Origin of the sequence: Xanthomonas sp. CFBP 8151 (genome assembly GCF_011761885.1) — a bacterium.
Classification (GTDB): Bacteria; Pseudomonadota; Gammaproteobacteria; order Xanthomonadales; family Xanthomonadaceae; genus Xanthomonas; species Xanthomonas arboricola_B.
The window spans coordinates 253,097-274,920 of the sequence record NZ_JAASQZ010000004.1 but is presented as its reverse complement, the minus strand read 5'-3'; the positions used below and the strand labels follow the sequence as shown (position 1 = coordinate 274,920).

Below are 21,824 nucleotides of genomic sequence, written 5' to 3'. Positions count from 1 at the left end.
GCCCGCATCAATCGCATGCGTTCCAACCGACTGACCACCACAATGCGCGATGCCGAACGCGAGACGGATCGACATCGCCAGCGCATTGCCAGGCATTCACACTAGCCCAAGATCGCACGGCCTGGCACCGGGAAACACCCGTTCCAACTGCGCAGGCGACAATCCCCACAACCGACTCAATACACCGCCGAACAGGCTGCGGTAATTGGTGAGCACCGGGTAATCGCGGTTCTGCAGCAGTTGCGCCTGCGCAACGGCGACCTGCTCGCCCGCGATCCGACCGCCGCGCACGCTGCCACCCAGCACCCAGTAGGCGGTGCCGTGCCCGTGATCGGTGCCCTTGCTGCCGTTTTCGCGAAAGGTGCGGCCGAACTCGGACAGCACCACCACCACGGTGTCCTTCCATGCCGGTCCCAGGGCGTCGGCGTACGCCGCCAGCCCTTCGCCCAGATTGCGCAGATTGTTCGCCAGGCCGCCTTCGACACTGCCCTGATTGGCGTGCGTGTCCCAGCCGCCGACATCGACAAAGCCCAGCCGATAACGCTCGCGCATCAGGCTTGCCATGCGCCGGGTTTCGTCGGCGAAGGAGCGCGCACTGGCGGCGCCGCGACCGGCCTGCTCCATCTCTTCGCGCAGCTGCGCGGTGACCTGCCGACGCAGGGCCAGTCCTTCGCGCGCGGCCGCTGCCAGCGGCGTCGCGTCGTACATCTGCGACAGGATCTGCGCCTGACGCGCATCCAGACCGCCCTTGCCGATGCCCCGCAACGACACATTGGGCAAGTCGCCGCCGCCCTGGAAGGTCAGCGGCAAGGAATCGGTAAAGGCAATCGCAGGCACTCCGCTCAGCACACCCGACAGGCGCGCCATGAAGCCGGAACGATAATCGCGGCGCTGGCGGCCGGCCTGTCCGGATTCGATATCGTCCTGGGTCTCGAAGTGACTGCGCGACAGATCGTCGGTGCCGGCAAACGGCACGAATGCCAATTGCTGGCGTTGCCACAGCGGCAACAGCGCATCGCGCATCACCGGGTTGAGACCCCATTGCGCATCCAGCGCAACGGCACTGTTCGGATTGGCCGCATCCGGTCGTGCGATCGCCAGGGTCGGGCGCGCCTGGTAATAAAAATCGCTGGCATGCGGCACCAGCAGATTGTTGCTGTCGTAGCCGCCACGCAGAAACACCACCAGCATGCGCGCGCTGTCGCGTGGCGCAGCAAACAGGCGACCGCTCCAGGGCAGACTCGCGGCCGCTGCGGAAGCAAGCAGAAATTGACGTCGTTGCATGGCGCGCTCCCATGGCGATGGTCGCCAATAGACTGTTGAAACAGCAGGCGTTGACTCGGCAGCCGTTGCATCGGCGACGTTCGAATCAGCGATAGTTGAAGTCCGGCGATGACAGCAGGAATCCATTCCACTCTGCGGGCGAACGCGCCTGCCCCAGGGCATCACGCGTGGCACTGGACAGCGACGGTGCGGCCCAGCGGTACGATGGGCGCATGTCGATCTGGGTCAGCGCCGGCAGTGGCGTGTCGTTATCGCCATCCAAGCGGAACAGTTGCTTGGGCCCGCCACCCAGCGCACGCGCCACCTCGAAGCGCCGCGCCAGTTGCCCGGAGCTGGTCCATGCCTGCGATTGCAGCGACCAGCCATCGGGGGTGATGCGCCCGAACAGCGGCCCGCCGAGTTGCTGCACCCAGCTCACCATTGGCGCGGCATTGACCACCGGCTGGCCCTCGTACGCCAGCCGCATCGCCGAAACCACGAACCGGTTCGGGTCCTTGAACTTGCGCGGTTGCGCCTGCGCAAATTCCGCCGAGTCCAGCATGGCCTGCATGACGCTGGCGATGTCGCCATCGCTGCGTCGAAACGTGTTCGCCATGCGCTCGACCAGCGCGGCCGGCGGCTTGTCGCTGACAAAATACTCGGCCAGACGCTGCGACACGAACTGCGCGCATGCCGGCTGCCGCACCAACAGCTGCACCGCACGCTCGATCTCATCCAGCCCGCCCGCGGCGATGCGCTGGCCCAGCAAGGTCTTGTCGCCGGGTTGATGACGCGCAGGATTGAATTCGAACAGCCCCTTGCGCACCACCTGCGACTGCCCCGGCGCAGCAGTCGACAGGGGCGGAACGCCCTCGGCCTTGACCGGCACCAGGCCGGCACCGGTGAGGATCAGTGCCAGTTGCTGCACATCCTGCTGGCTGTAACCGCCATGCACGCCAAGCGTATGCAACTCCATCAGTTCGCGCGCGTAATTTTCGTTGATCTTGCCTCTGGCGTTCTTGGCGTTGTCCAGATATTCCAGCATCGCCGGGCTTTCTAGCGTCGCCATCACCAGGTCGGCAAACTTGCCGGTGGCATGCGGGCGGATCGCATTTTCCATGTAATCGGCCACCATCCATTTCACCCGCCCCTTGTCGGCGTACACGCTGAAATGGTTGAGCCAGAACCACACCAGCTGCTCGCGCGTCTGCTCCGGCGCATACACCGCACGCAACAGCTGTGCCTGGCGCGCCTGGGTCAGCATCTGCCCGCCACGCGCCTGCCACGCCTTGCGCAAGGCGGTCTTTTCCTCGCCATCGGGCATGTCTTGCAGGCGGATCTTGTCGGCCTCGTACTGCGTCAGCAAGGTCGGCAGGGGCGTGTGCAATGCATCGAATTGCTGCAGTTGTGCATGGATCGGCGCTGGCAATGCCGCATCGTCGCTGTCTTGCAACAGCAACCTGCCGTAGCGCCTGGGACCGAGCCGCTGCAGCTGCGCTACGCTGTCGGTATCTACGCCGTAGGTCGCACGCTGCAGCCAGCGCGTCTGTGCCGGCGTCAGTGCCGAATGGGCAGCACTGCACGACATGGCGAAGGCACAGCCCGCCAACAGCGATGCCAGCTGCCAGCGGTGACGGCCGGGCGCGCCCACTGGACGCGCGCTGAGCCAACGCATCTGTGCATTGCGCTCGAACATGCAGCTCTCCATCGCAACAGCCTGGAAGCGGCTCAGTATGGTCAAGCCAACGCGCGGGGCGTTAAACGGTTGTCGGAATGCGCTGCGACGTTGACCACGGGTTCATTCCGCAGCGCAGGCCGGTCACAGTCCCGGCGGCAGGGTCACGTCGAAGCGGGCGCCGCCCAGTTCCTGCGAGCGCACCACCTGCAGCTCGCCGCGGTAGGCCTTGATCAGATCCTGCACGATCGACATGCCGATGCCGTGGCCTTGCACGCGCTCGTCGCCACGCACGCCACGCTGCAGGATCTTGGCCACATCTTCCGGCGCGATGCCCGGGCCGTCGTCTTCCACCGACAGGATCAATCCGGCACGACGGCTGCCGGTGGTAGGACCGGGCTGTGCGGTCAGCAGCACGCGGCTACGTGCCCACTTGAAGCCATTTTCCAGCAGGTTGCCCAGCAGTTCCTGCAGATCGCCCGGCTCGCCATGGAAGCGCGCGTCGGGCGAAATATCGAACTCGCACAACACGCCCTTGACCGAATAGACCTTCTCCAATCCGCGTACGATCTCTTCGGCGGTCGACTCGATCGGCAGCGGTGCGGCAAACAGCTTGTGCCCGCTGGAGGCCGCGCGTGCGAGCTGGTAGGACACCAGATCGTTCATGCGGCGCAGCTGCACATCCATCTCCTCGTGGAGATCGCGCTCGGACTGGCCGCTATCGAGCTGGGTGCGCAATACCGCGATCGGCGTCTTGAGGCTGTGTGCGAGATCGGCCAGCGTATTGCGCTGGCGGTCCAGATTGTCGCGCTCGCTCTCGATGAAGGCGTTGATGCTTTCGGTCAGCGGCTCCAGCTCGCGCGGGTGTTGTTCGCTCATGCGCTGAATCTCGCCGCGCTGCACCTTGGTCAGCTCGTTGATGACCCGCCGCAGCGGACGCAGGCTCCACTGCAGGATGAACGCCTGCAGCACCAGCAGCACCACACCGGCGCTGCCGAGATAGAACCACACCGCGCCACGGAACACGCGCAGCTGCGCGCCCATCGAGCGCGCATCTTCCATCACGTAGATGGTGTACGGAATCTCGCCGCCGTGTTCGCGCTCGACGTAACTCACGCCCAGGCCGTAGCGGTACAGCTGGCCCACGCTGCCATCGATCTGGGTCATCTCCAGCGGGCCGATGAACTCTTCCTGGCGTGGCTCGAGCATGCGCCCGTGCGGAATGTTCGGGCCTTCGGCCGACATCGAGGTCCAGCTCTCGTCCGGGCGCACGACTTCCACGTACAGCCCGCCGCCGGGCACATCGAAACGCGGATCCGGCGGCTGACCGCCGATATACAGCGAGCCGTCGCGGACAAAATCGATATTGGCGGCGTACGCAGAGGCGTAGTTCTTCAGCCGCTCGCGCAGATTCTTTTCGGCGGTGTCGGCAAACGCGACATCCAGCGCATAACCCGCCAGTGCAAGGAAGGCCACCAGACTGAGGCTGGCGGCCAGCAACTGGCGGGCCTGCAGGGAGCGCGGCCGCCAGCGTCTATACCACTTGGAGCGGCCCGGCACCTGATCTTCCTGCTTGCCGATGCGCGGACTCAGCCTTCTGTACGCGGAATGGCGAAACGATAGCCGCGACCGCGTACCGTCTCGATCGGCTTGAGCTCACCATCGGGATCGAGCTTCTTGCGCAGGCGCCCGATGAAAACTTCCAGCACGTTCGAATCGCGATCGAAATCCTGCTGATAGATGTGCTCGGTCAGATCGGCCTTGGAGACCAGTTCGCCGGCATGCATCATCAGGTACTCGAGCACCTTGTACTCGTAACTGGTCAGATCCACGTTGGCGCCATTGACGCTGACCGTCTGCGCTGCCAGATCCAGCGCGACCGGGCCGCATTCCAGGGTCGGCTTGCTCCAGCCCGCCGCGCGCCGCAGCAGCGCATTGACGCGCGCCAGCAGCTCTTCGACATGGAACGGCTTGACCAGGTAATCGTCGGCACCCTGCTTGAGCCCTTCGACCTTGTCCTGCCAGCTCGAACGCGCGGTCAGGATCAGCACCGGGAACTTCTTGCCCTCATCGCGCAGCGCCTTGATCAGTTCCATGCCCGACATCTTGGGCAGGCCGAGATCGATGATGCCGACATCGAACGGGACTTCGCGGCCCATGTACAGGCCTTCTTCGCCGTCTTGTGCAGCGTCGACAGCAAAGCCTTCACGCTTCAGACGCGCGGCAAGGGTCTCGCGCAGCGGAGCTTCGTCTTCGACCAAAAGGATACGCATGCACTCTCCCTAGTTACGTTGTCGGCCAATGGCCGGGGGATTTATAAGACTGAACGTAGAACTATCTACGCCTAGTGGTTATCGTCGCGTGGTGGCACATCGAGTGGCGCCTGGCTGCGCGGCGGCGCGGCCTGCATCTGCTCCGACTCATACACGGTGTGCACACGGCCATCCTTCATGTACTTGACCCGGTTGAGATTGCCCCCATCGAACGGCACGCGTTCGGCGCTGAGGATCTGTCCACCGGTGGACCGTTGCACCTGCCGGATAGTGTCCGAGAGCGTGCGTCCATTGCCGCGCGCCGATGGCGGCAACGCCTCGCGTCCCGCATGCGACATCGGATATCCCTGTCCCCATGCCGACGGCGTTGCCATGGCTACCCCAAGGGCAACCAGGACGACATAGCGAGCGCGGCAGAACGGCTGGGTCACAATGAATCCTAGCGGGTTGTTCAGGAACATTCAAAATTCGTGAAACCAACCACCGGTGCCGGCATGGTCGAGCCCGAGAATAGACCCAAATTCTTGATTTTTCGGGGTGAATCCCATCTGAACTTTTTAGCTTTGTGTTAACGCTGTTCAGTGAAATGAATCCCGGACGTGCATGGAAAGGCGCTTTGCCCTGGATTCCGCCGTCGGGCCTGACGGGCGACATCGCTGCCGAATGCGGTCAACGGATATGCCGGTTCAGGTAATGCAAGCCACAGACCAGTTCAGGCCACCACGCGCCAGGCCTGGGTGTCGGTGCGCTGCAAGGCCTGCTCGACCAACTCCCAACCGGCACCGGGTCGGGGCGCGCCCTCGCTCAGGACCTGCCGGAACGCGCGTCCGCCCGGCTGGCCATGGAACAGCCCCAGCACGTGCCGGGTCATGTGCTTCAATGCCACGCCGTGTTCCAGTTGGGACTCGACGTAGGGCCGCAAGGCGCGCAGCAAGTGGTCGCGCGGTTGCTCTGTACGTCGATCGAGGGCCGCATCCAGGCGATGCAGCAGGTAGGGGTCGTGGTAGGCGGCGCGGCCGAGCATGACGCCGTCGGTCTGGTGCAGATGCTCCATTGCGGTTTCCACCGCCGCAATGCCGCCATTGAGCACCACCGGCAACGCGGGGCGCTCCTGCTTGAGGCGATACGCCCAGTCGTAACGCAGCGGCGGCACTTCGCGGTTTTCCTTGGGCGACAGGCCCTTGAGCCACGCGTTGCGGGCATGTACCACCACCATGGCCGCGCCGGCTGCGACCACTTGGTCGACGAAACTGGCGAAGACGGCGTAGTCGTCATCGTCGTCCACGCCGAGGCGGCATTTGACCGTGATCGGCAACGTGGTCGCCGCACACATGGCGGCAACACAGTCGGCGACCAGCGCCGGCTCGCGCATCAGACAGGCACCGAAGCGCCCGGCCTGCACGCGATCGGACGGGCAGCCGCAATTGAGGTTGATCTCGTCGTAGCCCCACTCCTGCGCGATCGCCGCGGCCTGCGCAAGCAGTGCCGGCTCGCTGCCGCCCAGTTGCAGCGCCAGCGGCTGTTCGACCGGATCGAAGCCGATCAACCGCGCGCGATCGCCATGGATCACCGCATTGGCGTGCACCATCTCGGTATACAGCCGTGCCGAGGGTGCCAACAGGCGATGGAAGACCCGGCAATGGCGGTCGGTCCAGTCCATCATCGGGGCAACGGACAGGCGCAGGGAGGCGGCGTAGCGATCGGCGGAAGCGGTCATCGACATGTGGCTACAGCGAGCAGCCATCGGAATGCGGAGCAGGATCAACAGCTTACACGGGTGTCGGCGAATCTGCCGCGCGCGGCGCGGCATGCTGCCAGGCCGATCTGCCGAAGCGCGCTGCAGGACCACCCGTTCATTGCACCGTGTAATTGCCCCGTATCAGCTGACCGAATTCGAGCACGACGCGCGTTTTGGATTGCGCCGGTGGCGCGCTTCGCCGGCCGGCATCGCAGCTGCTTGTACACCGGCAGGGGCGAACGACATCGCGATGGCGCTGCTGTCATTCCCGCTCGCCGGCTCCGCGTTAACGGGCGGCATCGCTGTAGATGCGCAGTGTCTGGTGGCGTCCGCCGATGCCGGCCGAACGCGGTGCATCATCAGTGATCAGCGGAGCTTCTTTCGTCCAGTGCCGGCTCAGTGCACGGCGCCTGGACGGGATCTGCAGTTACAGGTTGCGGAAGCCCACACGCTCTTCGGCGCTCAGCGGCTTGCCGAGGGCGTGATACGAGGCAACCAGGGTGATCAGGGCGGTGCCCAGCACGGTGTAGAAGCTCCGCGAAGTAGCCAGCACGTGTACCTGACCGAACACCAGGGCGACCACGGCAGTGGCAGTGCACAGCACCATGGCCAACAGGGACATCAGGAAAGGGATGGAGGGATCGAGCTTCATGGTCCGGGGGTTCCAGTGTGCGATAGCGGAAGCATCGGCGTTCGCAGCGGTTTCTTGAACTGTTTTTTGCGGTTTTCGGGAACAGATTTTAAGCAAGTCAGCGCGCGCTCAGATTTATGTCAAAGCCTTGGCGCACAACGGTTTGGCCGTCAGGAAACTCCTGACGCAGTGGCGGAAAAATCACCGCTTCCGCCGGAGATCCAACGCACCTGCGGCAGAAAACCGACGGGGCGGTGACCGCACTCTTCGGCGGCCAGCCAAGGCAGTTTCGGCGCGTCGGCCAGCAATCAACAGATTCGGGATCAACCGTGCACGACATCTAGGGCGCGCATCGGCCAACCGGCAACCGCGTAGGTGGCCATAGCGAAACTGGTGGTCGCTGGCACGCACCGGTGGCCTCAGCGCGCGCGATGGGGTGCTGCGAGCGAGGCCGCCGAGGCGCCGGGTATCGAGGTGCAGGACTCAGGCGGTGGCGATCAGCGACTCACCCAACGGCCGCCGTGACGAGCTGGCGTCGCAACTACGTACAGCGTGTTGAGAGTGGCCGAGCGCTATGCGTGCAAACTGCTCGGATGCGGACTGCAGACGGCTTGCCGGTGCACTACGGTGCGGCACCCTGCAGCAAGCATTACCGATGGCTCACGCCGGCATTGGCGGCCTGACTGGCATCGGCATCGGCATCGGCATCGGCCGCATGGCGCATGGCGCATGGCGCATGGCGCATGCGAGTTTGCTGACGCCTGGCGTCACACATGACTGCCCGCCACGCATAACTGGCGCGCTCAGCGCGCCGGGGACGTCGCAAACTCGCCGCGTTGCAGCTTGGTCACATCGTTGCCCTGCCCGTCCTTGAGGCTGAGGTCCGCGCCCTTGGCGGCCAGATCCTTGAGCACGTCTGTCCGCTGGAACAACGCGGCGTACATCGCCGCGGTCTGGCCTGCGTTGTTGCGCTGGTCCGGCGCGCAGTCGGCCTGCATCAGGCGCTTGGCGATGCCCAACTCGCCCTTGAAGATCGCACCCATCAGCGCGGTATTCCCGCGCTTGTCCTGCACACACGGGTCGGCACCGGCGCTGAGCAACTGCTCCACTGCCGGGCGCTGGCCGTGATAGGCCGCCAGGATCAGGGCGGTGTAGCCCTTCTCATCACGGGTGTTGAGGTCGTAGTGCGAGCGGATGAACTCGGCCAGCATGTCCTGCCGCCCTTCGCGTGCCGCGTCGAAGAAGTACTCGCGCAGCTGCAGCTTGATCTGCGCCGGGTCGGCGGTGGCAGTCGTGGCGCTGGTGGAGACAGATGCGGGCGAGGCGGCGTTGGCAGCCGCAGACAGGGTGCCAAGCATCAGAAACAGCAGGGTGCGCATGTGGCTCTCCCGGTAGCGAAAACGGCACCGCGGCACAGGCCGCGATGCCGTGGGTGGATCAGTCCTGCAGGCTGGAGGCCAGTTGCTTGACCCGGGCCAGGTCGCCCTTGGCGACACGCGTCACGCCAGTGCCGTACTCGGGGTCGGCCTTGTACAGGAACGACAGCAGGATGTGCTTGCTCTCGGTGTCGGTGGTGGCCAGCGACTCGCCGAAACTCTGCACCAGATCGGCCCGATCCTTCTTGCTGTAGGACCGATACAGCTCACCGGCCTGCTTGAAGTTCTGCTCGCGGGTGATCTTGGCCTGCTGGGTGGTGCCCGACAGCGGCAACGCGCTGTAACGCGCGGCGGTGTCCTGCGGACGCGGCTCCAGGCGGCTCGGCTCGTAGTTCACGCCGCTGGTGGTGTGCCCGTTGTTGCCTTCGCCATCCTGGTTGCCGTTGTTGACGGCCACACGCGGACGGTTGACCGGCAGGTTCAGGCCGTTGGCACCGATGCGATACAGCTGGGTGTCGGCGTAGGAAAAGATGCGACCCTGCAGCAGGCGGTCTTCCGACGGCTCGATGCCCGGCACCAGGTTGGCCGGCGCCATTGCGACCTGCTCGGTTTCCTGGAAGAAGTTGTCGACGTTCTTGTTCAACACCATCTGGCCGACCTTCTGCTCCGGTACGTCCGGCCAGATCTTGGTGGCGTCCAGCGGATCGAAATCGAACTTGGCCAGGTCTTCCGGCTTGAGCACCTGTACGTACAGGTCCCACTTCGGGAAGTCGCCCTTCTTGATCGCACCGACCAGATCGTTGGTCAGGTGGCTGTAGTCCTTGGCCTGGACGGCGGCGACCTGCTTGGGGTCGAGGTTCTTGATGCCCTGCAGCGTCTTCCAGTGGAACTTGACGTAATGCACTTCACCCTGCGCATTGACCAGCTTGTAGGCGTGCACACCGTTGCCATCCATGAAGCGGTAGCCGGCGGGGGTGCCTTCGTTGGAGTACAGCAGCGTCAGCGTGCGGGTGCCTTCGGGCACGTGCGAGAAGAAATCGAAGCGGCGCGAATCGTCGTCCAGGTTGGTGCGCGGGTCCGGCTTGAACGCGTGGACCATGTCGGGGAACTTGATCGCATCGCGGATGAAGAAGGTCGGGAAGTTGTTGCCGACCAGATCCCAGTTGCCTTCGCTGGTGTAGAACTTGGTGGCGAAGCCGTGCGGGTCGCGCAACGTTTCCGGCGAGTGGTTGCCGTGCACCACCGAGGAGAAGCGCACGAACACCGGGGTCTTTTCGCCGGCACTGAACACCTTGGCCTTGGTCAGGCTGGACAGATCGGCGGTGGCGGTGAACTCGCCTTTGACGCCGGTGCCGCGTGCATGCACCACGCGCTCGGGAATACGTTCGCGATCGAAGCGCTGCAGCTTCTGGATCAGTTGCACGTCCTGCAGCAGGGCCGGGCCATTGGCCCCGGCGGTCTGCGAATTCTGGTTGTCACCGACCTTGGCGCCGTTGTCGCGGGTCAGAGCGGATTGGGCGAAAACCGGCGGGGCGATCAGCGTCGGGGCTAGCAGGGCTAGCACCATGAGGGATCCAGGGCGCATGGCGTCAGCTCGTTTGAGGGAGCTGAATCATCGCCAGCAGACCGAAGCGTGAGAAGTCGTTAGTTATGATCGCTGCGATAGGCAAACATGATGGTGGGTGCGTTGCGTGATATGTATCGCTAAATGCCCCGGCAGTAGGTTGAGATAGGCGAGCAATGATCCACAGACCGTCTTCGTCTGCATGGACGCAAGTGCGGCGGGAACAAGCTGATGCTGCGATACGAGGTTGCAAACGTTCGGGGTGGTGGTCAAACGTCTTCGTCTTGCATCCGTTTTACGTCGAGCTGACGTTCCGGGCAGGATGCACTGCGCCTCGCATTCAAAATGCAGCTGCAGCATCAATCAGCACTGTCGTGGCACTGCGCTCGTCAGGGTGCGAATGGCGGACGCCATGCGTCGGTCATGCAGCGCCGCAGATGCAGGTTGCTGCTTGTCAGCGGGCCACTGCATCACTGCAGCAGTGATCGATCAACGCCCGATCACCCGCTTGAACGGTGGCAACGCGTCGATGATGCGTTTGCCGTAGCGACGTGTCAGCAGGCGCGAGTCGAGGATGATCACGCGCCCGTGGTCGCTGGAACTGCGGATCAAGCGGCCCGCAAACTGCGTGAGCGTGCGCAGCGCGTGCGGGATGGCGATCAGGTTGAAGGCATTGTGGCCGCGACTCTCCAGCCATTCGCTCAGCGTCGAGGTCTGCGGGTCGGTCGGCACCGCGAACGGCACCTGGGTGATGACCACGGTGGTGCAGGCATCGCCGGGAAGATCCAGACCTTCGCCGAACGAATTCAGGCCAAACAGCACCGAGCCCTCGCCGGCGGCGATACGGCGCAGGTGTTCGGTGATCAGTTGCGACTTGTTGCCCTCGCCCTGCACCAGCACGCGGTTGCGCTGCGCCAGCGGCATCAGGTCGGCGACCTTTTCCATCTTCCAGCGCGAAGTGAACAGCACGATGCTGCCCTTGGCGGTCCAGTCGAGTTCGCGCACCAGGTAACGCGCGACCTCCTTCGGGTGACCTTCGCGATCGTCGGGAGTGACCGGGAAGTTGGGCACGACCAATTCGGCCTGGTTGGGCAGGTCGAACGGTGAAGCCAGCGAGGCCATCTCGGCGTGATCGGGCAGACCGTTGTCGATCGCGAACGATTGGAAATCGCCGCCGCCGGTCAAGGTGGCCGAGGTCATCACCACCGAATCCACCTCGTCCCAGATCATCGTGCGCAGCACCTGCGCAGCCGACACCGGCGAGCAATGGCAGATCAGATCGCCGTCGCGCGAGAGCGTGATCCAGCGTGCCATCGGCGGCTGGCCTTGCTTGTCTTCGCGCCGCCAGCCGCTCCACAGATTGTGTTGCTGCTCGGCCATCTCCAGGGCCAGGCCGAGGCTGCGCTGCAGGCGTTCGCGCGCCGAGTCGTCCTGCTTGCCCTTGGCGATCGCACTGTGTGCGGCATGCACCCAGTTGAACAACGCGCGGGTTTCTTCGCCGAGTTCTTCGATCGCCGGGCCCCATTGCGGCGGCAGCTTGCCGTTGGCCGCACGCCACAAGGGATCGCGCTCGCCGGGCTCGGGCTTCCACACACGTTCGACCTCGGCGTGGAAGGCCTTGAGCAGCTTGGACACGCGCGCAGCCACCTCGATCGCCTCGTTGGGCAGCAGGTTGCCGAGCTTGTCCTTGTCCACCGCGCGGTAGGCGGCAGCGATGAGGATCTGCAACCGGCCGGTGCGCTTGGCCATCTCGTCCAATGGCAGGTTGGCGGCGCCCTGGTCGATCGCCACACCGGCGATGTGATGGCCTTCGTCGAGCACCAGCAGCATGTCGGCGGGCGGGGCGATCAATGGCTGGCCGTTTTCGGCGTCGCCCAGCGACAGCGACGACAGCAGCAATGCATGGTTGGTGACCACGATCTGCGCTTCGCGCACGTCGGTGCGCGCCTTCAGCACCGGGCATTGCGCGGCGTAGCTGCAGCGGCGACCGGCACAGCCGGAGGCCGGCGTGGTGATGCGCAGGCGCAGCGGCACCGAGATCTGTTCCGGCGCATCGTCCAGATCGCCGTTCCAGCTGCGCTCGGCGTAGGCCTTGGCCAGGCGCTTGGCCAGATCCGCGTCGGCCGGGCTGAGCGGGCGGTCGTAGAGCGCCTGCTCATCGTCGAACATGCCTTCCTGGCTGGCTTCGCCCTGCAGCTCGGCAGCGTTGCGCGTGCACAGGTAGCGGGTACGGCCCTTGGCCAGCGCGACGGTGGCTTGCAGCCCGGTGGCCGTAAGGAAGGCCGGGATGTCGCGCTCCACCAACTGCGACTGCAGCGCCACGGTGCCGGTGCTGATGACCAGTTTTTTCTTGGTGGCCAGCGCGATCGGCACGCCGGCGGTGAGATAGCCCAGGCTCTTGCCCACACCGGTTGGCGCCTCGGCAATGCCGATGCCGCCGGAGGTGGCCAGTGCGCGCGAGACCAGGCCGATCATCTGGCTCTGCGCCCGCCGTGTGGCGAAGCCGGGCGTGTTGGCCTGCAGCTTTGCGTAGGCCTCGCGGATGCCGGCCTTGATCGGGTCGGTCAGAACACGCTGGGTGGGAACGGGCGCCGACGGCGCGGCCGGTGGGGCGACTTCATTCATCGCGCTATTTTCGCACGGACCGGCGCAACGCCTGCGACCGGCGTGGCACTCGGCTGAACGTGTTTGCTGGCGCGGGGCGGCGCCACCGCCAGCCTGGTCCCGGGTACGCACGCTGCACGGCCACTGCATGCGTCGGATCCGCTCATCGCCGGCGGGCACTGGCCGCACGTCCTGGCCCGAAAGGTCGCGCAATGGATGCCGACCCAATCACCCTGCGCTGCCTGCAACGAGCAGGCAACGTCGCGCCACGTGTCAGCGGCCTTGCGTCCGCGGCGGCCATGCATGGCGCGCCCATACCAGTCCGATGACTACCATTGCGACGCCCATCAGCAACATGCCGGCGCCCACGCCAGCGGGCCCGAAGCGTTCATACAGCAGGCCACCGCGATTGACCGCAGCCAGCGCCTGCGGATGCAGCAGCGTCCACCCGCCCTGCCCGGCACTGACCAGCCCGACCACCACCAGGGCGATGGCTTTGAGCGGAATCATGGGCGCGGGCCGGCGGCGGGCGGCACGCGTTGCAGGCTGCCTGCCAGCGTCCACACCAGCACGCCGATGCCCACGCCTTGCACCGCCATCAGCACGAAGTGGGCGATGCTGGCCACCATGCTGATCTGACGCACATTGCCTTGCTGCAGCAACAGCATCGGAATCGCCTGGAAGGCAACCTCGGCAAACAGGCAGCCCAGCAGCAGCCAGAGCGCGGCCAGCCCGGTACGCCGCAACGTGCTTTGCGAGGCACGCCACAGCAGAACCAGCCCGAGCAGCAACGCGATCAGCATCGGCACGCGCGACAGCAGGCTGGTGACCAGCGTCAGCAGGATATCGGTGGCGGTGACGCTGCCCACCTCAGTCGGCACTGACCAGAAGGGCCTCGCGCGCGCGCAGCGCGGCGTAGACCGGGTCGGTGTCCGGGCGCACCCCGTGCCACAGCGAGAAACTCTCGGCCGCCTGCTCCACCAGCATGCCCAGGCCATCGACGGCGTAGCGGCATTGCGCCGCGCGTGCCCAGGCCAGGAATGCGATGGCGGTGGCGCCGTAATTGAGATCGACCGCTGCGGTGAGGCTGTTGACCAGGCCCAGCGGCATGGCGAACGCACCGGCGTCGCGATCGCGCCCAGCCGCAGTGGCGTTGACGATCAGTTCGAAGTCGCCCAGATCGCGCAGGTCTTCGATGTAGCGCGAGACCACCCGCCCCGGTTCGCCGAGCGCATCGCACAAGGCATCGGCGCGCTCGGGCGAGCGGTTCACCACCACCATCTCGGTGATGCCCGCTTCCAGCAGCGCCGGCGCCACACCGCGCGCGGCACCACCGGCGCCGAGCAGCAGCACTCGGCGACCACGCAGATCCAGCCCGTGGCGGTCGGTCAGATCACGCACCAGGCCGGCGCCATCGGTGTTGTCGCCCTGCCACTGCCCGTCGTTGCGCACCAGCGTGTTGACCGCACCGGCCAGACGCGCGCGATCGCTCAGGCTGGCCGACAACCCGAAGGCGGCTTCCTTCAGCGGCAGGGTGACGTTTGCGCCCTTGCCTCCTTCGTCGGCGAAGCGCTCCAGCGCGGCAGCGAACTCTTCCGGCGGTGCGTCGATGGCGGTGTAGTCCAGCGCGATGCCGGTCTGCTTCCCGAAGTCGGCATGGATGGCCGGCGACAGCGAATGGGCGACGGGGTGACCGAACACGGCATAACGGGATACGGGCATGAAACGCTCTCTGGTTGACTAGACTGTGCGCGACTTGAGGCAGGAACCCCGCATGCAACTTCGATGGACACTGCTCGCGCTGGCGGCAAGTTTACTCTGCGTCCCCGCCGCGTCGGGGCTTGCCGAATTCGGCATCGAAGGCATGGGCGTGGTCTCCACCCCGGCCAACGAAGCGCGCGCCACGCTGAGTCCGGACGGGCAACGCATCGTCTGGGCCAGCGACCGCGCCGGCGGCAGCGGGGGCTGGGATCTGTGGCAGGCCCGGTTGAGCGGCGGGCGCTGGCAGAACGCAGACGTGCTGCCGATCAACACCGCGCAGGACGAGACCTCCCCGCTGTTCAGTGCCGATGGCCGCTGGCTGCTGTTCGCCTCCACCCGGCCTGGCGGTGCCGGCGGCGCCGACCTGTATCGCGCGCCGGTGGACGCGCAGGGCCTGATCGGTGCGGTGCAATCGCTGGGCGCGGCGATCAACAGCCGCGGCGACGAGCGTTCCCCGACACTGTCGCTGGACGGCACGCGCCTGTTGTTCGCCAGCGACGGCCACGGCGGCGCCGGCGGCATGGACATCTTCGTGGCGCGCTGGGAGGGGCAGACCTTCATCGCGCCGGTGGCGCTGAGCGATATCAACAGCGCTGCCGACGAGCTGGATGCGGCCTGGCTTGGCGATGGACGGGGTCTGGTGTGGGCACGCGGCCAACAGGATGGTCCCAGCCAGTTATTGCTGGCGACCTGCAACAACGGCCATTACACCGTGGGCCAGGCATTGCCGCTGTCGTTCAACGGGCCGCAGGAACGCACCTTCGGTGCGGTGGTGGATGCGGCCAAGCCAGGCGAGTTGCTGGTGACCGGCAGCGCGCGCGCACCGCGTGCGGGGCAGTTGGACATCTATCGGATGAAGGCGCCGGCGGTGGATGGAGATACGAGCTGCCGTTGAGGATGGGTGGGTGCGCAGACTCGGGCCAGGAGCTGCCGGGAATACGACTTCGGGCCAAGCTGTTGTAAAGCGGATGATCTGGGTCACGCTGCAGGGATGCTGATCTGAGGTTTGACTGTAGGGCTGCTGATCTGAAGCTTGGTCGCAGGGCCCTTGCCCGCCCACCATCGCGGGACACGCCGCAAGTACGTCCGTGTAGGCTCTTACGCGGCATCCATGCCGCGTAAGGTCCCGCGACGGTGAGCGGGCAAGGGCCAGTCGAGATGGTCGGTGTGCATGGTCAGAAGCGGGAGCGGCAGCCGGCGGTCAGATGCAGCGGTGGTTGCATGATCCTTGTGATCTGGCAGACGTGGTCTGATTTCCAAAACATTCCGTCGAAGGCGGGCAGCAAGTGGATTGGGTTTGCCCCCTGTCGCTAACAGTCATCCACACATGCATACAAGCGGCCAGGCCGCTGCGTTAAGTCGCCTCGCTTAAGTCATCCCGCTTTTGCAATTCCATCAGCGCACGACCAACTTGGCAGGCGTGATGTCCTTACCGGTTGCGGGACCCTTGGCGGCATGGATGCCGCCAAGGAGCCTCCATGGACGGATTCACGGCGTGTCCCGGAAGTGGTGAGGGCATCGCGCCCTCGATCAACCAGGCTCTCGCCTGCATGCAACAGGATGCAGCCAACGAACACCACTGCGCTCACTGCAAGACGGGCACAGTTGCGCTAGGAAGCAGCATATAAACCTCGTTCCCCGCGGTTCCTCCACGCCATCCGCACCACGCCTGACGACTGCGCGCTAGATTTTTTGTTAGCGCTCCAACGCAGCGATGCAGTGGCGATGGCCGCGCTCAATACACATCGCGCCGATAACGTCCCGCTGCGGTCAGCGACTCCAGGCGCGCCTCGCCCAGCAATTCGCGCAGTGTGGCATCGACCTCACGCGCCATGCTGTCCAGGCTGCCGCAGACATGGATCACCGCACCGCGATCGATCCAGTGGCGCAAGGTATCGCCGGTCTCGCGCAAGTGATGCTGCACGTAGCGCTTGTGCGCCTGGTCGCGCGAGAACACCCGGTCCAGCTGCTGCAGATGGCCACGCGCATGCCAGGCCTGGAGTTCGTCGGCGAACAGACCATCGTGCGCGGCCTGCCGTTCGCCGAACAGCAGCCAATGCCCGTGCACGCCGGCCAGCTCGGCCTCGCGCAGCAGACTGCGCAAGCCGGCGATACCGGTGCCGTTGCCGATCAACACCATCGGCGCCTGTTCGACGCGATGGAAGCCGGGGTTGGTGCGCAACCGCGCGCGTATCTGCCCACCGACGGGTGCGTGGCAGATCAGCCAGCCCGAGCCCAGGCCGGGGCTGCCGTCGGTACCTGTGGTCAGGCGTACCACTGCAGTCGCGAGGCCATCGGCCGGCACGCTGGCCAGCGAGTAGTCGCGGGTCGGCAGCCAGGCGCAGGCGTCCAGCCAGGTCTGCGGATCCGGATGCGGCGTTGGCGGGCGCGTGGGCGGCTCCGGCAGCACGCGCTCGGCAACGGCCTGCTGCAGCGGCAGCAACTGCGCATCGACATGCACCAGCGCGTCGGGCGGCAGTCCCCACGCAGCCAGGCACGCGCGGACGTGCGTATAGGCGTGCGCCGGCTGCACTTCGAGAATGTCGCCGGCCTGCCACTGCGTGCCGGACGGTGGCAGCAGATCGATCTGCCAGATCGGTGCTCCCTCGCTACCCGGGTTGAGATGCGTGCGCGCCGACAACGTCCAGTGCAGCAGCGTCGGGCGTGCCAGCGGCACGGCGGCCACCGGCGCACCGGCAATCTGCGCCAATTGCGCATGCCATTGCGCCAGGGCCTGCGGATCGGTGTTGTCCATCTCCACTGCCGGAAACAATGGCTGCGCGCCTTGCGCCTGCAACCACTGCTCGATGCGTCGCGAAAACCCGCAGAACTGCGCGTACTGGCGGTCGCCCAGGGCCAGCACGGCATAGGTCAGCTGCGACAGCGTCATGCGCTGGCGCAACAGTTCGCGCTCGAAGCTGCGCGCGGTGTCCGGCGGCTCGCCATCGCCGAAGGTGCTGACCACGAACAAGGCATGCCGTGAGCCCTGCAGATGCTGCGCGGTGAGCTGTGCCAGCGAGCGCACCTGCACCGGCAGACCGGCGGCCTGCAGATGCGCGGCCGCCTGCCAGGCCAGCCGTTCGGCAAACCCGCTCTGGCTGGCGAACCCGATCAACCACGGCTCGGCTTGCGAGGCCGCAGGTGCACCGTGCAGGACATCGCGCGCGGCACGCAGCGCGCGCTTCTTGCGGCGGCGATCCAGATAGAGCATCCAGCCGGTCACGAAGAACACCGACATGCCGACACTGGCCAGCATCACCACGATGCGGCCCGGCAGCCCGAAGAAACTGCCCGAGTGCAGCGGAAACATGCTCACCAGCAACTGCTGGCCGCGCGGCAGCAGTGCATAGTCCTGACGACGCAGCAACGCACCGCTGCCCGGCTCGATCTCCAGATTGTCGTAGGCGCGATCGTGGTCGGGATGATCGGGCAGGAACCGTACGCTCAGCGGCTGACCCGCACGCGGCGGAATACGTAGGTCCAGTGCCGTGCCGTGCGTGCCCGGGATGGCATCCAGGGTGCGCTGCACGGCTGCGAAATCCACCGTGGCGGGGCGATGATCGCGCCCGTCGCCACGCATCGCCGGCTCGGTGCCGAGCAAGGCCACCACGCCGTCGCGGTACCAGTTGTAGGACCAGGTCAGCCCGGTCAGCGCCACTAGCAGGTACACCAGCAGACACCAGGTGCCGAACACCGCATGCAGGCTCCACAGAAAACTGCGCCCCTGCCGTCGCCACTCCACCGCCCACCAGGTGCGCAGACTCCACCAGCGTCGCGGCCAACGCAGATACAGGCCGGAGGCGCAGAAGAACAGCAGGATCAGGGTGCTTGCACCGGTCACCGCCTGGCCGCGCTTGCCCGCGGTCAGATGGCGATGCAGGTCCTCGATAAAGGCAAACGCGCCGCTCAGCCGCGGAGCGGCAACCTTCTCCCCGGTATACGGATCGAAATACACCCGGCCGCCGCCCTTGCCGGCCAGGCGTGCGGTGGACGGGCGCTTGCCGGTCGGATCGATCAGCATGCGGGTGACCGCCTGTTGTCGATCCAGATCGAGCCGGCGCAGCAGCACATTCACCGGCAATGGCCGCTCGCCTGCCGTATGCCGTTGTGCCAGCTGTGCGATGGCCGGATTGGCCAGCCGCACGATCTCGTCTTCGAAGGACATCAACGCGCCGGTCAGCCCCATCACCGACAGCACCAGCCCGGCCGTGATGCCGAGCAGCCAGTGCAATTGGAACAGGGCGGTCTTGAGCACGCGCGAGCAGCCTGCAACAGTGGGCCCGCCATTGTAGATGAGAATCGTTATCGCAGTTTGCGTGGCGATTCGAGGCTTGCGTCATTGACGCGACGCGATCACGCAACGATGGGCCTGTCACTCGTTCATTGCAGCGACGCCGGTACCCGCATCCGCGGAAGGCAGACTGACCAAAGCTGCCTGCGCTGCACGATCCTTGCTCATCCAGCAGATTGCAGCACGCCGCACGAAGCGCAGGCCGCGAGAGAACGCGGCCTGCGGGATCATTGCGTCTTTCGAATCACGCCAAGCCTGCAAGTGCCGATTACCCGCCTGGGAGGCGTCACAGCACCGCCTCACCGCACTCAGCCTTCCCGCAACCAGCGCGCCACCTGCGGCGCGAAATAGGTCAGCACGCCATCGGCGCCGGCGCGCTTGAACGCCATCAGCGCTTCCAGCACGCACTTGCGTTCGTCCAGCCAGCCATTGGCGGCGGCGGCCTTGAGCATCGCGTACTCGCCGCTGACCTGATAGGCGAAGGTCGGCACGCGGAATTCCTGCTTCACCCGCCGCACCACATCCAAGTACGGCATGCCCGGCTTGACCATCACCATGTCCGCGCCCTCTTCCAGGTCCAGCGCGATCTCGCGCATGGCCTCGTCGCTGTTGGCCGGGTCCATTTGATAGGTGCTCTTGTCGGCCTTGCCCAGATTGCCGGCGCTGCCGACCGCATCGCGGAACGGGCCGTAGAACGCCGAGGCGTACTTGGCCGAGTAGGCCATGATGCGCACGTTGAGGTGGTCCTGCGCGTCCAGCGCGCGACGGATCGCACCGATGCGGCCATCCATCATGTCCGACGGCGAAATGATGTCCACACCGGCTTCGGCATGCGACAGCGATTGCCTGACCAACGCCTCGACGGTGATCTCGTTGAGCACATAGCCCTTGGCGTCGATGATGCCGTCCTGGCCGTGCGTGGTGTACGGGTCCAGCGCCACGTCGGTCATGATGCCGAGTTCGGGAAACCGCGCTTTCAGCGCACGTACCGCACGCTGCGCCAGGCCGTCCGGATTCCACGCCTCGGCCGCGTCCAGGCTCTTGCCGGCGGGGTCGATCACCGGGAACAGGTCGATCACCGGAATACCCAGCTCCAGGGCCGCTTCGGCTTCGCGCAGCAACTCGTCCAACGACAGACGCTCGACGCCGGGCATGGACGCGATCGGCGCGCGGCCGGACAACTCGTGCACGAACACCGGCCAGATCAGGTCATCGGTGGTCAGCGTGTTTTCGCGCATCAAACGGCGCGAGAACGCATCGTGGCGCATGCGCCGGGGACGGTAGTGGGGATGGGCCATCGGGGGCTCCTGTCAGCAGCCCGCAAGTTTACGCCCGCGACCCGTCGCCGGACGCGATGCGACGCTGTGTCGCAGCGCTGCAACGGGCCGGATCGCATTGCGATTGACGCCAGCGCGAGCCGCCTGGACCACGCGGTCAGCTCACCATAGAGAGTGCGCCCGGCTGGCGGCGGTGCCACGCGTCGATCGTCTCTATCGCCAGCAGGTGCACGGCCCTTCGAGATCGCGCGGCCTGCTTGGAAGGCAATGCCGCGTGCTAGATCACGCCGCCGCCCAGGCTCAGACGGATCACCCCGACCACGATCACCAGGCCGTTGAGCAGCAAGCCGGTCTTGGCACGCCCGCGATTGCCGGCCGAGGTGAACAGCAGCGCGATCGCCGCGATCAGCGCGCCCAACGCCGCAAACGGGATCAGAAACCAGTTGCCCCAGCCCAGCAGCGGGATGAAGGCCAGCACCATCCACAGCAGCGCCACAATGCCCCACAGCAGGCTGATCAATCCCACGTGCCACCTCGCCATTTAAAGAATGGCATCAGCTTAGCGCCGCGCCCGCCAAGACGCTGTGGGCAGATGGTCACCCTGACCAATGGCGGCTTGGCGGTAGCCTCACGTGGGCACGGCTAGGGTGCGGCAAAGTCCGGAGCGATTCAGTCCAGGCGCCGGATCATCGCCATCATCGTCGTCAACAGGGCCCGCACCATGAACAAGCATGTCGTCATCGCCGCTGCGCTAGCCATGCTCCTGGCCGGTTGCGCCAGCAGTTCCAAGGTGATGCTGGGCCAGGCGCGCGCGCCGATCGACCCGGCGCTGGTGCAGGTATATTCCAACGCACCGGCCGGCTCGGTGGAGATCGCCCAGCTCGAATCCACCAGCGCTGCTGGCTTCGGCACCCAGGGCCAGACCGATGCGGCCGTGCAACGCCTCAAGCGTGAGGCCGCCAAGCTCGGCGCCAACGGCGTGGTCATCGTTGGGGTGGGCTCGGAACGCTCCGGCGGCGGCCTGTCGGTTGGCGGCGGCAGCTACGGCGGCCGCGTCGGCGGCGGGCTGGGCATCGGCATCCCGACCACCCAGAAGCGCGCGGCCGGCATGGCGATCTGGGTGCCGGCGGGGGCTAGCGATGCCACTCGCTCTCCGCCTGGCCAATGAACCGCCTGTCTCGGATTCGGATGCCTTCGTCAGCAAAACTCCTAGTAACGAAAATGCTGGGCGTTTTTGTGGGCGCTTCTGGCAAGAGGCGCACCGAGCCGACTTGTAGTGAAACCCCAAATCGGATGCAGTATCCTTTGGCGGCAGCCAGGTTGGGACCGCCTGAGCCTTGCGTGCCAGGCTTCCTGTTTACTGCGCTTGTT

19 protein-coding genes are annotated in these 21,824 nt (G+C 65.8%); 2 read left to right on the top strand and 17 right to left on the bottom strand.

Annotated elements, in window-relative coordinates; all coding sequences use genetic code 11:
- Positions 1-96: 96 nt before the first annotated feature.
- From FHT08_RS17940 to aroE, 13 genes are all read right to left on the bottom strand, one after another.
- On the bottom strand, positions 97-1,284 hold the full coding sequence (locus FHT08_RS17940) for a DUF1501 domain-containing protein (RefSeq protein WP_166776138.1): 1,188 nt from the start codon (positions 1,282-1,284) through the stop codon (positions 97-99).
- A gap of 85 nt (positions 1,285-1,369) precedes the next feature.
- Entirely contained in the window at positions 1,370-2,938 is a 1,569-nt protein-coding gene (locus FHT08_RS17935; protein ID WP_243849090.1) for a DUF1800 domain-containing protein, read from the bottom strand.
- 144 nt (positions 2,939-3,082) lie between these two features.
- Entirely contained in the window at positions 3,083-4,453 is a 1,371-nt protein-coding gene (locus FHT08_RS17930; protein WP_024939071.1) for an ATP-binding protein, read from the bottom strand.
- Between the two features lie 74 nt (positions 4,454-4,527).
- On the bottom strand, positions 4,528-5,211 hold the full coding sequence (locus FHT08_RS17925) for a response regulator transcription factor (RefSeq protein WP_002808458.1): 684 nt from the start codon (positions 5,209-5,211) through the stop codon (positions 4,528-4,530).
- 71 nt (positions 5,212-5,282) lie between these two features.
- The gene (locus tag FHT08_RS17920) at positions 5,283-5,672 is read right to left on the bottom strand and encodes a hypothetical protein (protein WP_181126310.1); all 390 of its coding nucleotides are present in this window, start codon (positions 5,670-5,672) and stop codon (positions 5,283-5,285) included.
- Between the two features lie 251 nt (positions 5,673-5,923).
- A complete protein-coding gene (gene dusA, locus FHT08_RS17915; protein ID WP_166776136.1) occupies positions 5,924-6,928 on the bottom strand; it encodes a tRNA dihydrouridine(20/20a) synthase DusA in 1,005 nt (334 codons plus the stop codon).
- A gap of 448 nt (positions 6,929-7,376) precedes the next feature.
- Entirely contained in the window at positions 7,377-7,601 is a 225-nt protein-coding gene (locus tag FHT08_RS17910) for a hypothetical protein (protein WP_166776134.1), read from the bottom strand.
- 782 nt (positions 7,602-8,383) lie between these two features.
- A complete protein-coding gene (locus FHT08_RS17905) occupies positions 8,384-8,959 on the bottom strand; it encodes an ankyrin repeat domain-containing protein (RefSeq protein ID WP_104537681.1) in 576 nt (191 codons plus the stop codon).
- Between the two features lie 58 nt (positions 8,960-9,017).
- Positions 9,018-10,523, bottom strand: a complete 1,506-nt coding sequence (katB, locus tag FHT08_RS17900) for a catalase KatB (RefSeq protein ID WP_181141282.1) — start codon at positions 10,521-10,523, stop codon at positions 9,018-9,020.
- Positions 10,524-11,009: 486 nt separating this feature from the next.
- Complete coding sequence (gene dinG / locus FHT08_RS17895; RefSeq protein ID WP_166776132.1) at positions 11,010-13,145, bottom strand: ATP-dependent DNA helicase DinG; 2,136 nt, start codon at positions 13,143-13,145, stop codon at positions 11,010-11,012.
- 252 nt (positions 13,146-13,397) lie between these two features.
- Complete coding sequence (locus FHT08_RS17890) at positions 13,398-13,634, bottom strand: hypothetical protein (RefSeq protein WP_104537678.1); 237 nt, start codon at positions 13,632-13,634, stop codon at positions 13,398-13,400.
- Positions 13,631-14,005 carry a hypothetical protein gene (locus FHT08_RS17885; RefSeq protein ID WP_181126307.1) on the bottom strand — a complete coding sequence of 125 codons (375 nt, stop codon included), beginning with the start codon at positions 14,003-14,005 and terminating at the stop codon, positions 13,631-13,633. Before FHT08_RS17885 ends, FHT08_RS17890 begins: the two co-directional genes overlap by 4 nt.
- Positions 13,995-14,846, bottom strand: a complete 852-nt coding sequence (gene aroE, locus FHT08_RS17880; RefSeq protein WP_047130032.1) for a shikimate dehydrogenase — start codon at positions 14,844-14,846, stop codon at positions 13,995-13,997. Before aroE ends, FHT08_RS17885 begins: the two co-directional genes overlap by 11 nt.
- A gap of 52 nt (positions 14,847-14,898) precedes the next feature.
- On the opposite strand from aroE, the gene FHT08_RS17875 reads away from it, so the two are divergent.
- Positions 14,899-15,780 (top strand): PD40 domain-containing protein, encoded by an 882-nt coding sequence (locus tag FHT08_RS17875; protein ID WP_166776130.1) that lies wholly within the window; start codon positions 14,899-14,901, stop codon positions 15,778-15,780.
- 840 nt (positions 15,781-16,620) lie between these two features.
- Here FHT08_RS17875 and FHT08_RS17865 read toward each other — a convergent pair.
- From FHT08_RS17865 to FHT08_RS17850, 4 genes are all read right to left on the bottom strand, one after another.
- Positions 16,621-19,140, bottom strand: coding sequence for a sulfite reductase flavoprotein subunit alpha (locus tag FHT08_RS17865; protein WP_166776128.1), 2,520 nt, complete (start codon positions 19,138-19,140; stop codon positions 16,621-16,623).
- A 117-nt stretch (positions 19,141-19,257) separates the two neighbouring features.
- Entirely contained in the window at positions 19,258-19,407 is a 150-nt protein-coding gene (locus FHT08_RS17860) for a hypothetical protein (RefSeq protein WP_166776126.1), read from the bottom strand.
- Between the two features lie 77 nt (positions 19,408-19,484).
- Positions 19,485-20,474 (bottom strand): porphobilinogen synthase, encoded by a 990-nt coding sequence (gene hemB, locus FHT08_RS17855; protein WP_166776124.1) that lies wholly within the window; start codon positions 20,472-20,474, stop codon positions 19,485-19,487.
- Positions 20,475-20,730: 256 nt separating this feature from the next.
- Positions 20,731-20,973, bottom strand: coding sequence for a hypothetical protein (locus FHT08_RS17850; RefSeq protein ID WP_024939083.1), 243 nt, complete (start codon positions 20,971-20,973; stop codon positions 20,731-20,733).
- Positions 20,974-21,174: 201 nt separating this feature from the next.
- Here FHT08_RS17850 and FHT08_RS17845 point away from each other — a divergent pair, with 201 nt between their 5' ends.
- On the top strand, positions 21,175-21,621 hold the full coding sequence (locus FHT08_RS17845) for a hypothetical protein (protein ID WP_166776122.1): 447 nt from the start codon (positions 21,175-21,177) through the stop codon (positions 21,619-21,621).
- Positions 21,622-21,824: the final 203 nt, after the last annotated feature.

Bases quoted from the DNA above. Each gene is read 5' to 3' on its own strand.
- FHT08_RS17910 (WP_166776134.1), bottom strand. From the start codon at position 7,601: ATGAAGCTCGATCCCTCCATCCCTTTCCTGATGTCCCTGTTGGCCATG.
- hemB (WP_166776124.1), bottom strand. From the start codon at position 20,474: ATGGCCCATCCCCACTACCGTCCCCGGCGCATGCGCCACGATGCGTTC.
- dusA (WP_166776136.1), bottom strand. From the start codon at position 6,928: ATGACCGCTTCCGCCGATCGCTACGCCGCCTCCCTGCGCCTGTCCGTT.
- FHT08_RS17935 (WP_243849090.1), bottom strand. From the start codon at position 2,938: ATGCGTTGGCTCAGCGCGCGTCCAGTGGGCGCGCCCGGCCGTCACCGC.
- FHT08_RS17860 (WP_166776126.1), bottom strand. From the start codon at position 19,407: ATGATCCCGCAGGCCGCGTTCTCTCGCGGCCTGCGCTTCGTGCGGCGT.
- FHT08_RS17925 (WP_002808458.1), bottom strand. From the start codon at position 5,211: ATGCGTATCCTTTTGGTCGAAGACGAAGCTCCGCTGCGCGAGACCCTT.
- FHT08_RS17905 (WP_104537681.1), bottom strand. From the start codon at position 8,959: ATGCGCACCCTGCTGTTTCTGATGCTTGGCACCCTGTCTGCGGCTGCC.
- aroE (WP_047130032.1), bottom strand. From the start codon at position 14,846: ATGCCCGTATCCCGTTATGCCGTGTTCGGTCACCCCGTCGCCCATTCG.
- katB (WP_181141282.1), bottom strand. From the start codon at position 10,523: ATGGTGCTAGCCCTGCTAGCCCCGACGCTGATCGCCCCGCCGGTTTTC.
- FHT08_RS17940 (WP_166776138.1), bottom strand. From the start codon at position 1,284: ATGCAACGACGTCAATTTCTGCTTGCTTCCGCAGCGGCCGCGAGTCTG.
- FHT08_RS17920 (WP_181126310.1), bottom strand. From the start codon at position 5,672: ATGTTCCTGAACAACCCGCTAGGATTCATTGTGACCCAGCCGTTCTGC.
- FHT08_RS17890 (WP_104537678.1), bottom strand. From the start codon at position 13,634: ATGATTCCGCTCAAAGCCATCGCCCTGGTGGTGGTCGGGCTGGTCAGT.
- FHT08_RS17875 (WP_166776130.1), top strand. From the start codon at position 14,899: ATGCAACTTCGATGGACACTGCTCGCGCTGGCGGCAAGTTTACTCTGC.
- FHT08_RS17845 (WP_166776122.1), top strand. From the start codon at position 21,175: ATGAACAAGCATGTCGTCATCGCCGCTGCGCTAGCCATGCTCCTGGCC.
- dinG (WP_166776132.1), bottom strand. From the start codon at position 13,145: ATGAATGAAGTCGCCCCACCGGCCGCGCCGTCGGCGCCCGTTCCCACC.